This is a genomic window from Microbacterium sp. BE35, from assembly GCF_031457705.1.
In the GTDB taxonomy this organism is placed as follows: Bacteria; Actinomycetota; Actinomycetes; order Actinomycetales; family Microbacteriaceae; genus Microbacterium; species Microbacterium trichothecenolyticum.
The window spans coordinates 428,761-440,804 of sequence record NZ_JAVDXD010000002.1; the positions used below are offsets into that span (position 1 = coordinate 428,761).

At 69.0% G+C, this 12,044-nt stretch carries 12 protein-coding genes; 7 read left to right on the forward strand and 5 right to left on the reverse strand.

All coding sequences use genetic code 11. From position 1 onward, the window contains the following. Window positions 1–88: 88 nt before the first annotated feature. The gene (locus J2Y46_RS08205; protein WP_310241538.1) at window positions 89–475 is read right to left on the reverse strand and encodes a hypothetical protein; all 387 of its coding nucleotides are present in this window, start codon (window positions 473–475) and stop codon (window positions 89–91) included. A 426-nt stretch (window positions 476–901) separates the two neighbouring features. On the opposite strand from J2Y46_RS08205, the gene J2Y46_RS08210 reads away from it, so the two are divergent. The 6 genes from J2Y46_RS08210 (at window position 902) to J2Y46_RS08235 (ending at window position 6,907) form a co-directional block, all read left to right on the forward strand. After that, window positions 902–1,237: a nitroreductase/quinone reductase family protein gene (locus J2Y46_RS08210; RefSeq protein WP_310241540.1), complete on the forward strand. Its 336-nt coding sequence runs from the start codon at window positions 902–904 to the stop codon at window positions 1,235–1,237. Then, complete coding sequence (locus J2Y46_RS08215) at window positions 1,234–2,625, forward strand: AAA family ATPase (RefSeq protein ID WP_045297141.1); 1,392 nt, start codon at window positions 1,234–1,236, stop codon at window positions 2,623–2,625. Before J2Y46_RS08210 ends, J2Y46_RS08215 begins: the two co-directional genes overlap by 4 nt. Before the next feature lie 78 nt (window positions 2,626–2,703). Continuing rightward, window positions 2,704–4,746 (forward strand): VWA domain-containing protein, encoded by a 2,043-nt coding sequence (locus J2Y46_RS08220; protein WP_045297143.1) that lies wholly within the window; start codon window positions 2,704–2,706, stop codon window positions 4,744–4,746. A 340-nt stretch (window positions 4,747–5,086) separates the two neighbouring features. After that, the gene (locus J2Y46_RS08225) at window positions 5,087–5,251 is read left to right on the forward strand and encodes a hypothetical protein (RefSeq protein ID WP_169748670.1); all 165 of its coding nucleotides are present in this window, start codon (window positions 5,087–5,089) and stop codon (window positions 5,249–5,251) included. Window positions 5,252–5,333: 82 nt separating this feature from the next. Next, window positions 5,334–5,648, forward strand: coding sequence for a TraR/DksA C4-type zinc finger protein (locus J2Y46_RS08230; RefSeq protein ID WP_310241544.1), 315 nt, complete (start codon window positions 5,334–5,336; stop codon window positions 5,646–5,648). A gap of 545 nt (window positions 5,649–6,193) precedes the next feature. Continuing rightward, entirely contained in the window at window positions 6,194–6,907 is a 714-nt protein-coding gene (locus J2Y46_RS08235; RefSeq protein WP_052676691.1) for a head GIN domain-containing protein, read from the forward strand. A 78-nt stretch (window positions 6,908–6,985) separates the two neighbouring features. On the opposite strand, the gene J2Y46_RS08240 is transcribed toward J2Y46_RS08235, so the two are convergent. Next, window positions 6,986–7,525 (reverse strand): GNAT family N-acetyltransferase, encoded by a 540-nt coding sequence (locus J2Y46_RS08240; RefSeq protein WP_211255854.1) that lies wholly within the window; start codon window positions 7,523–7,525, stop codon window positions 6,986–6,988. Window positions 7,526–7,673: 148 nt separating this feature from the next. On the opposite strand from J2Y46_RS08240, the gene J2Y46_RS08245 reads away from it, so the two are divergent. Beyond that, a complete protein-coding gene (locus tag J2Y46_RS08245; RefSeq protein ID WP_310242332.1) occupies window positions 7,674–8,390 on the forward strand; it encodes an IclR family transcriptional regulator in 717 nt (238 codons plus the stop codon). A 15-nt stretch (window positions 8,391–8,405) separates the two neighbouring features. Here the strand turns inward: J2Y46_RS08245 and J2Y46_RS08250 are convergent, their stop codons facing one another. From J2Y46_RS08250 to J2Y46_RS08260, 3 genes are read right to left on the reverse strand one after another with little or no spacing between them, the layout of a single operon-like run. Next, window positions 8,406–9,158, reverse strand: coding sequence for an IclR family transcriptional regulator C-terminal domain-containing protein (locus tag J2Y46_RS08250; protein ID WP_310241547.1), 753 nt, complete (start codon window positions 9,156–9,158; stop codon window positions 8,406–8,408). A 39-nt stretch (window positions 9,159–9,197) separates the two neighbouring features. Continuing rightward, window positions 9,198–10,346, reverse strand: coding sequence for an alanine racemase (gene alr / locus J2Y46_RS08255; protein ID WP_310241548.1), 1,149 nt, complete (start codon window positions 10,344–10,346; stop codon window positions 9,198–9,200). A 27-nt stretch (window positions 10,347–10,373) separates the two neighbouring features. Beyond that, complete coding sequence (locus tag J2Y46_RS08260) at window positions 10,374–11,897, reverse strand: amino acid permease (protein ID WP_310241550.1); 1,524 nt, start codon at window positions 11,895–11,897, stop codon at window positions 10,374–10,376. Between the last annotated feature and the right edge of the window lie 147 nt (window positions 11,898–12,044).

Consider the following 12,044-nt stretch of genomic DNA (forward strand, 5'->3'; position numbering starts at 1 on the left):
CGCTCCGCACCCTCGGGGTCGAGCAAGTCGCGCAGGGCTCTTGCGGCGGTCACCAGTTCTTCGACGGTACGCACCTGCGCTTCATCGATCAGGTGCGTCGCCGCCGTGCCCACGCATCGCGCGCGTGGTTCTCGTCGTCTGCATCCGATCCGGTCGGCGGCACCCCGAGCCCACGGAAGATCGCGTCGTGCTGCGCAGACGTGAGCGCGCCCGACATGAGCGCCGCGCCGAGCGCCGCGTGCCACGGGTGTGGCGCCGGCGCTGCTGAGACGGGGGCCGTGGTGGCCTCGCCGTCACCAGCATCGGCTTCAGCAGGAACGGATGCCGCGGCCAGCGCCTCGCCGATGCGCACCTGCTTCGTGGCGTCTGCGAGCGTGCTGCCGGTGAGGTCCTGGATCAGCGACACCGCCGAGCGGTGCCCGCGCTTCTGGGCGAGTCCGCCGTGCCCGGCATCCCTCGTGGAGCGAGCTGCCACGACCCCGGACGCCGCGATCCGGAGGGACTCCCCGGCACGGACGAGTGTCGGGCACTCCGGATCACCGACAGCAGATCGTCGTCATCGAGCTCCTGCGCCGTTGCGGGAATGCCGGCCGCGTCACCGTCTCCGAACGCCGCGCGCAGCGCGTCGAGCGCCCCTTGCATGTCGGAGAAAATATCCATGATTCATTGTGTCAAACACACCTCCGACATTCGAATAAAAGGACGCATCCTGCTTCCATATCGACGCTGGCCTCAGCGCCGTGCGGAGGCGCAACCGGAGGAGGGTTCGGCGGCCCCTGAGCCCCAGGAGATCGCCTCGGCGCCGTGGCCTCCGGGAGCATGGCCCGCACAGGTCGGCCTGCATGACGATGGAAGTCGCGGTCGGTTTCCGTTCCGGCGGAACCCCCGGTAGAGAACGAGTATGGATGCCGCGATCGAGACCGCCCTCGCCCTGACCGACGACGCGCCCTTCGCGCAGCGTGTGGTCGACATCACCACGCGGGGAGCCCGCTCCCAGCAGCTCCGCCGGATCGAGATCTGGTTCCACAACGTCGACGGCGAGGTGTACATCACCGGCACTCCCGGCGCCCGGTCGTGGTACGCGAACCTGCTCGCCCACCCCGAGTTCACCTTCCACCTGAAGCACGAGGTGCGGGCCGACCTTCCGGTGACGGCGACCGCGACGCGGCTCGCGTCGCGATGGATTTCCCGTATGCGGCCCCGAGCCCGGCGCACCAGGCGTAGCCTCCCGGCATGACACCTTCGCCTTCCGGAATCACGACGGCCGGCCAGCTGCGCGCATCGGGTCACACCTATCGCCCGGTCCGCATCGAGCTCCGCGAGAACCTCCTCCGGGCGCTCGCCACGAACACCGACCCGTGGCCCGGCATCCACGGCTTCGACACCACCGTCATCCCGCAGCTCGAGCGCGCGATCCTCGCCGGACACGACATCGTCCTGCTAGGTGAGCGCGGCCAGGGCAAGACCCGCCTCCTCCGCAGCCTCAACGGGCTGCTCGACGAGTACAGCCCGGTCATCGAGGGGTCGGAACTCGGCGAGCATCCGTTCCACCCCATCGCCCCAGCATCCATTCGTCGTGCGAACGAGCTGGGCGACGACCTGCCCGTGAACTGGCGCCACCGCAGCGAGCGATACGCCGAGAAGCTCGCGACCCCCGACACGTCGGTGGCCGACCTCATCGGCGACGTCGATCCGATCAAGGTCGCCGAGGGGCGCTCGCTCGGCGATCCCGAGACGATCCACTACGGGCTCGTGCCGCGCAGCAACGGCGGCATCGTCGCGATCAACGAGCTGCCCGACCTCGCCGAGCGCATCCAGGTGTCGCTTCTCAACGTCATGGAGGAGCGCGACATCCAGATCCGCGGCTACGTGCTGCGCCTGGATCTCGACGTGCTCGTGGTCGCCACCGCGAACCCCGAGGACTACACGAACCGCGGCCGCATCATCACGCCGCTGCAGGACCGCTTCGGCGCCGAGATCCGCACGCACTACCCGCAGACGATCGACGAGGAGATCGCCGTCATCCGCCAGGAGGCCGACCTTGTGGCCGAGGTGCCCGCGCACCTCCTAGAGATCCTCGCGCGCTTCACGCGGAACCTTCGGGAATCGGATGCTGTGGACCAGCGCGCGGGCGTATCCGCGAGGTTCGCGATCGCCGGCGCCGAGACGATCGCCGCGGCGGCTCTGCATCGCGCGACGCGCCAGCACGAGGAGGTCGCCGTGGCGCGTCCGGTCGACCTCGAGACCGCGGTGGACGTGCTCGGCGGCAAGATCGAGTTCGAGACGGGGGAGGAGGGCCGCGAGCGCGCCATCCTCGAGCACCTGCTGCGTACGGCGGTGGCCGACACGGCTCGTGCGCACCTGCGGGGGCTGGACTCGCGTGCGCTGGCGGATGCCCTGCACACCGGTGCGACGGTGATGACCGGCGAGCAGATTCCTGCGGCCGAGGTTCTGTCCGCAATGCCGGTGCTGGGCGAGTCGGACTTGTACGACCAGGTGGCGGATCGCCTCGAGGCGGTGACGCCGGGGGAGCGTGCCGGTGCGCTGGAGCTGCTCCTCGAGTCGCTGTACCTGGAGAAGAAGATCGGCAAGGACAGCGCAGGCGGTGAGACGGTCTATGGCTGACGACGCCCGCATTCCCCAGGCGTTTCGACTTCCGGCGCCGCAGCGCCCCCCGCTCAACCGAGTTCCGAGGCATCCGTAATGCCCCGCTCCTTCCACCGCACCCCTGCGCACACCTCCCGCTACGGCCGCTACGCCGGGGGTGACCCGCTCGCGCCCCCCGTCCCCATCCAGTCCGCTCTCGAGGCGATCGGGCGTGAGGTCATGGAAGGAACCTCCGCCGAGCGCGCGATGCGCGAGTACCTCCGCCGCGGCGACCAGAACCGTCTCGGCCTCGACGAGCTCGCCCGCCGCGTCCGTGAGCGTCGAGCCCAACTCACCCAGCGCCACCGCCTCGACGGCACCCTCGAAGAGGTCCGTCGCCTGCTCGACCACGCCGTGCTCGAGGAGCGCAAGCACCTCGTGCGGGACGTCGATCTCGACGATGACACCAGAGCCTTCGCCGAGATGCGGCTCGAGAACCTCCCCACCAGCACCGCCGCGGCGGTCAACGACCTCGCCGACTACGACTGGCAGAGCCCGACCGCGCGGGCCGACTACGACCGCATCCGCGAGCTGCTCGGCCGTGAGCTGCTGGATCAGCGCTTCGCCGGCATGAAGAACGCGCTCGAGAACGCCACGGATGCTGATCGCCAGGCGATCCGCGACATGCTCAACGATCTCAACGACCTGCTCGAGAAGCGCCGGCTCGGCGAGGACACGCCCGAGGACTTCGACGAGTTCATGCGCAAGCACGGGGATCAGTTCCCCGAGAATCCGCAGAACCTCGATGAGCTGATGGATGCCTTGGCGCAGCGTGCTGCGGCTGCCCAGCGCATGCTCAACTCGATGACCCCCGAGCAGCGGGAGGAGTTGATGAGCCTCGCCGAGCAGGCGTTCGGCTCGCCCGATCTCATGCAGTCGCTGTCGCGTCTCGACGACAATCTGCGCTCACTTCGACCCGGCGAGGACTGGTCGGGCTCAGCATCCTTCTCCGGAGATCAGCCGACGGGTCTCGGCGAGGCGACGGGCATCATGCAGGACCTCTCGGACCTCGATTCGCTGACAGATCAGCTCGGGCAGATGTATCCGGGCGCGCGCATGGACGACATCGATCTCGACGCGCTCGAGCGGCTCATGGGCGAGGACGCCGCCGTCAGTGCCCGCACGCTGCGCGAGCTGGAGCAGGAGCTGAGGGACACCGGGATGCTGCAGCGCGCGTCCGACGGGCAGCTCAGGCTGACCCCGCGGGCGATGCGGCAGCTGGGGCGGGCGCTGCTGCGTGACATCGCGACGCAGCAGTCGGGTCGCACGGGTCGTCGGGAAACGCGCAACGTCGGCGCCGCCGGCGACCGCACCGGCTCGACGCGCGAGTGGGCGTTCGGCGACACGGAGCCCTGGGACATCCCCCGCACGGTGTCGAACGCGGTGCTGCGGACCGTGCTCGACGGGGGTGATGTCGCGGACGGCGTGCGGCTCGACACCCGCGACGTCGAGGTGGTCGAGACCGAGCAGCGCACGCAGGCCGCCGTCGCGCTGCTGGTGGATACGTCGTTCTCGATGGCGCTGGATGGTCGCTGGGTGCCGATGAAGCGCACGGCGCTCGCCCTCCACCACCTCATCTCGACGCGGTTCCGAGGCGACAAGCTGCAGCTGATCGCGTTCGCGCGTCACGCCGAGGTGATCGACATCGAGCAGCTCACGGCGAAGGACTCGGTGTGGGACAAGGGCACCAATCTGCAGCACGCGCTGTTGCTCGCGCAGCGGCACTTCCGCAAGAATCCCACGGCGCAGCCCGTGCTGCTCATCGTCACCGATGGCGAGCCGACGTCGCATCTGCGTCCGGACGGGAGTGTGTTCTTCGCGTATCCGCCGGACTCGCGGACGGTGGCGGTCACGGTGCGCGAATTGGATGCGGTGCAGCGGATGGGCGCCCAGACGACCTTCTTCCGGCTGGGGGAGGATCCGGGGCTGGCCCGGTTCATCGATGCGCTCGCGCGACGGGCGGGCGGTCATGTGGTGGCGCCGGAGCTGGACGACCTCGGGCGCGCGGTGGTCGACAGCTATCTCGGGGCGAGGGCCACGGGGCGCGGGAAGCCGGAGGACTTCGGCGACATGCTGCAGGGCCGCTCGTGGTGGTGGTGACCCGCATCGCCGCCACGTGATCGAAAGAGTTCCGCGGGCCCCCCACAGCGAGGAGCCCGCGCTGTTCGTCAACCGGACGCGCCCTTGCGTGGCTTGATGAACGCTCGTGGCTCCTGGCTCGCGCGCTTCTCGGCGCGCTTCTCCTTCGGTGACGACTGAGCGACCTTCTTCGTGTCGCGTGCTCGCGGTGATCGGCCTGACATGCGGACTCGCTTCCCCTGTTGGCTGGCGGGTGAACCCACGACCATAGCCGTCTTCCTGGGAAAGTCAACTCGCGTAGCCAGAGAGCAGAAAAAACCGCTGACTTGCCTTTTTCTGGAAGCGAGCTAGGGTGATGGCCATGACCCCGATGACCCGCCCACACCGCACGGAGCGTCTCGCCGACGCCTCCGTGGTGACGGCTGTGGTCGACATCGCGGGCGCTCGCCACGAGGTTCTGCCGCCCCGGCGGAGCGACGCGGACGCTCTGCACATGCAGTCCACCCGTCGCGTCGCGCCGCCGTGATGACCCATCCGATCGATCGGTTCAACCGGACAACCCAGCGCGTCGCACCTGCGGCGCTTTTTTTGTACCCCGAGGAGCATCGATGCCCATCGAAACCCACGAACCCGTCCCTCTCCCCGACGTGCAGCGCGAGCTCGAGCGGCAGCTCGAGGAACGGCTCGCCGTTCTCCAGGAGCTCGAGCCGTTCGCTCTGCCGAGCGTCGATCCCGTCGCGTACCAGTCGGCGGCATCCCACCGGATCGCGATCGAGCAGATCACCGCGGCGCTCAATCGCATCACCCTCGGCACGTACGGCCGCTGCACCCGGTGCGGAAGTCAGATCGCACCCGGGCGACTCGAGGTTCTCCCGCACGCAGCCGCCTGCATCGAGTGTCAGAGCCATGCCGAAGCCGCGTAGCCGCAAGCCGGTAAATATCCCGTCCGTGCCGCCGGTCGCACGAGTCCGGGCCGCAGGCGCTCATCCCGGAGAAGCACCCGCGCCGTCGTTTCCTGCCCGGGTCATCGTTCGAGCAGGCGCGCTCTTCCGTCTGCGAGGCGACCGTCAGGTTGTGCACCGCACACTCGTCGGTCGCGGCTCTACGATGCCGCCCGCTCCGATTGCTGCGTCTGCAGATGCGGACGCCGGCCCGGCGAGCACCTTCCGCGGTGCCACCGCTCGCTACGTCGCGTTCGGCTGAATCCGACTGAAACTCGCACGATCAGGTGCGGGGTCGGTCGTCGTGGTGGGGAGCGAGGCCGCGGTTCGGCGAAGCATCCACTTCGTCCAGGACGGCGCGCCGGTGCCGAGGTGGGTGGCGCGAGACCGCTCGTCGTTCCATCATGGTGAGGATGGGCGTGGCTGGGAGCGCTCAGGCTCCACGCGTTCGCCCTTCGCCCGGCGACGGGAGGTCGACGGTCGCTGAGGACCTGTCGGCAGACCTTCGATGGCGGAAGGAGTCACCGATGAACCAGAACGGATGCCGACTGCCGGGCGCCCTCGCCGTCGCGGCGTCGGTCCTCGCCCTGTCGGGGTGCTCACTGATGATCCCCGTCGGGCCGATGACCTCCGAGGAGCGGGATATCGGCGAGGTGTCGCGCGTCGTGCTCGACACCTCCGGTGATCTCGTCGTGTCTGAGGGGGAGCCGGCGCTCACGGTGCACGCGCCGGAGGGGGCGATCGATCGCCTGACCTCCGAGGTGGACGGCGACACCCTCGTGCTGGCCGCTGAGCCCGGCTTCACGATGGGGTTCGGAGACGTGCGGTACGACCTGACCGTGCCAAGCCTGGAGCTGATCGAACTGAACGGCTCGGGCGATGTCGAGGCGACGGTGTCGGCAGACGGCACCGTGCGCCTCGACATCGACGGTTCGGGAGACGTCGACTGGTCGCGCATCGCGGCTGATCGCGTCGAGGTGCGCCTCTCGGGCTCGGGCGACGTCACGCTGACGGGCTCTGCCGCCGAGCTCTCCGTCGACCTGGAGGGCAGCGGATCCGTCGACGCCGAGGAGCTCGAGGCGCAGGATGCCGTCGTCAACCTCTCCGGATCCGGCGAGGTCGACGTCGCTGCGAGCGACAGTCTTTCGGTCGACCTTTCGGGCAGCGGTCAGGTCACGTACTCGGGTGACCCGGGTACGGACGTGCGCGTGTCGGGCTCGGGGGACGTCATCCGGCGCTGAACGCAGCACGCTCACAGGGTCAGCCCGTTTCTGCCCGGGCCGCGACGTCGCGGACGGCAGCTGCGCGGCAACGTGCGGTCAGAGACGCATGCTCAGGACGATTCGGCGTGAGCCGTTCGCCTGCTGATCATCATCGACTCGGTGCATCCCGACCTTCTCGGCCACTCGCTCGGAGGCGCGATTGTCTGGATGGATGATGGCGACCAGCTCCCGTGCCTCGACGTGTTCGCGCGCGAAGTCGCGGCACGCAAGCGCAGCCTCGGATGCCATGCCCTGGCCTTGCCACTGAGTGGCGACGTGGTACCCCACTTCGAGCTTCTTGACTCCGTTGACTTCTTGCCAGGTCAGTCCGCAGTCTCCGACGAAGTCGCCCTCGTGTGTCTCGATGATCCAGAGCCCGTACCCGTGCTCCGCGTAGTTGCGCTGGTTCCACTCGATCCACGCCGCGGCTTGCTCGCGGGTCTTCGGCGCGGGGTAGAACCGCATGACATCGGGGTCGCTCAGCAGGCCCGCCATTGCATCGAGGTCGGCCCGCCCCATCTGGCGAAAGCGAAGTCTTGCCGTGTCCGGGGGAAGCACCTCAGCACCATAGCGGAATGCATCCGGCGTGCGCGGCATCCCCGATTCCGTGTTTCATGACCCGCCTGGTGAGCCGAGCCGCAACGGCCCACCTCGATATCCTCTCCTTGTGACCCCGCGTGACGATGTCGCTCTCGAGCGGACCAGTATGGGCCGCGGGATGGACGTGGTGTCCTGCGTGGCTGACATGTCGGCGGCGAGCGGGGAGGGCGTGTCGGTGCAGGCCATCGCCCGAGCGCTGGAGCGCGATCGGTCGCAGGTCTCGCGCACGCTTGCTGCGCTGGCGGATGAGCGGTTGGTGTCGCGAGGTCCCGACGGTCGCTACCGATTGGCGTGGGGCTGGTACGCCTCTGCGGAGCAGCTGGTCGAAAGACGGCTGCGCAGCGAGGGTCTCACGATCCTGGACCAGCTGTCAGAGTCCGTGGCGGAGGCGTGCTTCCTCGGAGTCCTCGAGGGCGATGCGACGGTCACGATCGTCGAGAGCGTGCCGCCAGCCGCCCGGTTGATCGGTTCGTGGATCGGGCGAGCGTATCCGGCGTTCTGCAGCGACGCGGGCCAGGCGGTGTTGTGGGATGCCTCCGATGAGGAGGTCCGCGGTGTGTTCAGCCGCACGAGCTTCCGCAGCGCCGGCCCGAATGCGGCGGCGTCGGTCGATGAGTTCCTCGTGCGCCTGCGGGAGGCGCGGGCCAGGGGCTACGCGATCGTGGCGGAGGAGGCCGAGCCGGGCCTCTACTCGGTCTCGGCGCCGGTGTGGGACTTCCGGGGCGAAGTCATCGCCGGCCTGCAGATCGTGGGGGAACGGCATCGCCTGGAGTCGAGGTCGGAGGCTCTGGGAGCGGCGTGTGTCGACGCTGCGCAGCGTCTGTCGGCGATGCTCGGCGCGGGCGAGGGTCGGGGCGAGTGACCCGGAGCGGGCTGCTCACGGCTCCTGGATGAGCCGGCTCAGCCGCGCGCAGGCGTCGCGAAGCGCACTCTGGGCTTCGCGTGTGCGGCGCTCCGAGAGCCCGCCGCTGCTGATGCCGATGGACACCACGATGCCGCGCTGATCGCGGATCGGCAGCGCGAAGTCCCGCACGCCTTCGACGTATTCCTGGCGGGCATCCACCATGCCGAGCTCGCGGTCCCGCTCGAGCAGCTGCTGGAGCTGATCGACCGATCTTGCCGCGCCGGGACCGCCGACTCCGACGAACTGCACGTCGGCGAGGAGGGCTTCGAGGTCATCGCGCGTGTGGTCCCACAGCAGGGCCCGTCCGGGTCCGGTGCACCAGATGGGGGTCAGGATGCCGGGGCGCAGGTAGTCCGCGGAGACTCCCGGGCCCTTCTCGGAACGGAGCAGGATCGCGCCCGGCCCCTCGGCGGCGACCAGTTGCGCCGAAACCCCCAATGTGGAGGCGAGCACGCGCAGACTCTCGCGTGCTGCTCGGAGCCACGGACGGCTCAGGGCCCCGGCGGCGCGGAAGAAGCCGTCGCCCGCCTTGAGCACCGCAGCGTTGTCGCGATCGAGGTAGCCCAGGTCTCGCAGCTCGCGTGTGAGGCGCGAGACGCGACTGCGCTCGATGCCGGTGGTCTCGGCTAGGCGTGAGGCGTTGTGACCCTGCCTTCCCGATCGCTCCTGCGCCACCGCCGCGTCCAGCAGCGCGAGACCCTGCAGGAGTGAGGACGGGGCGCTCATGATCTGGGGTGCTTTCTGGGCCGATGGACGCGGAGCCGGTCACACGGTGGGGACCGCTTCGGAAGCCGGCACGTCGACGACGACGCGCGGGTTCAGCCGAGCCCACGCGGTGTACGAGCCGGCGGCGATGGTTCCGCTTGCCCGTTCGATGTCGGCGGAACGGATCTGTGCGGATCCCTGCCGCCCGTAAAGTACCACTTCGTCGCCGATCTGAGCCGACGGCACCTGGGTCACGTCGACCACGAGACTGTTCATGGCCAGCCGATCGATCACCGGCGCGAAGGTGCCGTGGACGAGAACGTGCGCCCGGCCGCCCAGCGTGCGCGGGTACCCGTCGGCGTAGCCGACGGGTATGACGGCAAGCCGGCTGGCGCGATCGATGCGTGCGGCCCTGTCGTATCCGACCGTGCTGCCCGCCGGGTACGGGTTGATCGCCGCGATGCGCGACACCAGCCTCATGGCCGGACGCAATCCAGGGACTGCGGCTGACGTGTCGCCGTAGAGCGCGGCACCGATCCGGACCATGTCCATGCGCGAGTCGGGGATGGTCAGCGCCGCGTACGAGGTGGCGCAGTGCTTCTCGAAGCGGCCGCGCGGAGCACCCAGCACCCGCTCGGCCGCGCCGGCCTGGTTCCGGAAGGTGAGGGTGCCGGCCCGCACATCGTCGGCGTCTTCGCAGGGGAAGTGAGAGCAGATTCCGACGATGGCGAGCTCAGGGCTCGCGGCGATGCGTCGGAGGTGAGGCTGCGACTGAGGCTCGTCCCAGTCCATTCCATCTCGACTGAGGCCCGTGGAGTTGAGGGAGAGATGGACGCTGAGAGGACGCCCGAGCGAGCGGGCGGCTGCGATCGCGACACCTGCGTGATCGCCGCCTCCCACCCACTCCTCGATATCGAGCCGGCCACCCTCCTGGATCTCTTCGCGCAGTGCCGCCCGGAGGCGGATGATGCGTCCCGAGAATCCCAGCCGGCGTGCCTCCTCGGCCTCCTGGTTCGAGGTGATCCCGATTGTGTCGACCCCGGCCGCCATCAGGATGGGCAGGACGACCGGGATACCGTGGCCGTAGGCATCCGCTTTCACCACCCCGCAGAGCCGCGTCGTGATGCCGACCTCGCCTCGAACGACGTCGAGGTTGTGGGCGATGGCGCCGGCGTCGATCTCGACCCAGACGGGACTCGTGGTGCTCATGCGTGGCGGTGGCCTGGTCGGCGTGGTCTACCCGCGGGGCCGACGGAGGGGCTCTTCGGCGGCGGGGTCGTCGACCAGGTCCACGGGAGCTTCCTCCGACACGGCGACGACCGGGCGCGCGCCGCGGCGTCCGTAGCGCCACCAGAAGAACAGGTAGCACAGCCCCACGAACGGAACCCCGAAGTACAGGGCGGCGACCTGGTTCGGGTCGAACGCGATAGCCACGAGCGAGATCGACAGCAGCACGAACGCGACAATGGGGAGGCCCGGGTACAACGGGGTGCGATACGGCAGCGTCGTGATGTCACCGCCTTCGCGCACGAACCGGCGGCGGTGGAAGAACTGCGACGCCACGATCGACATCCACACGGCGACCACGGCGAAACCCGCGATCGACACCAGCACCAGGTACACCGTCTGCGGCGCGATCACGCTGGAGATCAGCGAGACGAGGCCGAGCGCCAGACTGACCGTGAGGGCTACGAGCGGGATCCCTCGGCGGGTGAGGCGCTGCAGCGCCCGCGGCGCGTGCCCTTCCTCGGCGAGCGAGAAAAGCATCCGGGCGCACGAGAACAGGCCGCTGTTGCCCGCGGAGAGCAGTGCGGTGATGATGACGAAGTTCATGATGTCGGCGGCGTAGGGGATGCCGACGTACTCGAACACGTCCACGAACGGGCTGCTGGTCAGGCCGGCATCCTCGTAGGGGAGAAGCGCGGCGATGACCGTGATCGACCCCACGAACAGGATCAGCAGGCGCAGGACCGTCGACCGGATGGCCCGGGGGATGTTCTTGCCGGGGTCCTTGGTCTCACCGGCGGCGACGCCGATCAGCTCGGAACCGCTGAACGCGTAGAAGACGGCGAGGGCGGTGACGACGACGCCGGCGACGCCGCCCGGGAACAGGCCCTCAGGGGTGACGAAGTTGCTGAACAGCGGAGCAGCCGGGTGCTCGCTCGACAGCGGGGTGAAGCCGAAGATCGCCATGCCGCCGAACACGATGAGCGCGACGATCGCGACCACCTTGATCAGCGAGAACCAGAACTCGGTCTCACCGAAGACCCTCGCCGAGATCGCGTTGATGGTGAACAGCGCCAACGCGAAGATCAGGCACCAGACCCACACGTCCACGCCGGGGAACCAGCGCTGCATCAGGATGCCGGACGCTGTGAACTCCGAGCCGAGGGCGACGACCCAGCACAGCCAGTACAGCCATGCGGTGGTGAAGCCGGTGGCGGGACCGATCGACCGTGCCGCGTAGATGTGGAACGCGCCCGAGACGGGATAGGCCAGCGCCAGTTCGCCGAGGCATGCCATCACCAGCCAGACCACGAACGCGCCGATGAGGTAGGCGATGATCGCGCCCAGCGGGCCGGCCTGGCTGATGGTGTAGCCCGAACTCAAGAAGAGTCCGGAGCCGATCACCCCGCCGAGGGCGATCATGATCAGGTGTCGGGCGTCCATCGAGCGCTGCAGTCGTCGCAGCGGCACCTGTGTCGCGGTGGTGTGGGGGAGAGCGTTCGGAAGCGCACTCTCTTTGGGCAGCGGGCTCATGACTTCTCGCATTCGAGTCGGGAGTCGGTGTGGGGATGTCGCCGTGCTACATCATCACAGCCATGTGTCTATGATGCACGACGCGCGTGTCGGGCAGATTACGGGGCGCGGGGGTCGGTGCACAAGACATCCGCGGGAATTCGCGGC

What these genes read in the sequence shown, in the direction of transcription:
- J2Y46_RS08235 (WP_052676691.1), top strand. Translation starts at nt 6,194, where the DNA reads ATGAACCAGAACGGATGCCGACTGCCGGGCGCCCTCGCCGTCGCGGCG.
- J2Y46_RS08210 (WP_310241540.1), top strand. Translation starts at nt 902, where the DNA reads ATGGATGCCGCGATCGAGACCGCCCTCGCCCTGACCGACGACGCGCCC.
- J2Y46_RS08245 (WP_310242332.1), top strand. Translation starts at nt 7,674, where the DNA reads ATGTCGGCGGCGAGCGGGGAGGGCGTGTCGGTGCAGGCCATCGCCCGA.
- J2Y46_RS08250 (WP_310241547.1), bottom strand. Translation starts at nt 9,158, where the DNA reads ATGAGCGCCCCGTCCTCACTCCTGCAGGGTCTCGCGCTGCTGGACGCG.
- J2Y46_RS08220 (WP_045297143.1), top strand. Translation starts at nt 2,704, where the DNA reads ATGCCCCGCTCCTTCCACCGCACCCCTGCGCACACCTCCCGCTACGGC.
- J2Y46_RS08260 (WP_310241550.1), bottom strand. Translation starts at nt 11,897, where the DNA reads ATGAGCCCGCTGCCCAAAGAGAGTGCGCTTCCGAACGCTCTCCCCCAC.
- J2Y46_RS08230 (WP_310241544.1), top strand. Translation starts at nt 5,334, where the DNA reads ATGCCCATCGAAACCCACGAACCCGTCCCTCTCCCCGACGTGCAGCGC.
- J2Y46_RS08240 (WP_211255854.1), bottom strand. Translation starts at nt 7,525, where the DNA reads ATGCCGCGCACGCCGGATGCATTCCGCTATGGTGCTGAGGTGCTTCCC.
- alr (WP_310241548.1), bottom strand. Translation starts at nt 10,346, where the DNA reads ATGAGCACCACGAGTCCCGTCTGGGTCGAGATCGACGCCGGCGCCATC.
- J2Y46_RS08225 (WP_169748670.1), top strand. Translation starts at nt 5,087, where the DNA reads ATGACCCCGATGACCCGCCCACACCGCACGGAGCGTCTCGCCGACGCC.
- J2Y46_RS08215 (WP_045297141.1), top strand. Translation starts at nt 1,234, where the DNA reads ATGACACCTTCGCCTTCCGGAATCACGACGGCCGGCCAGCTGCGCGCA.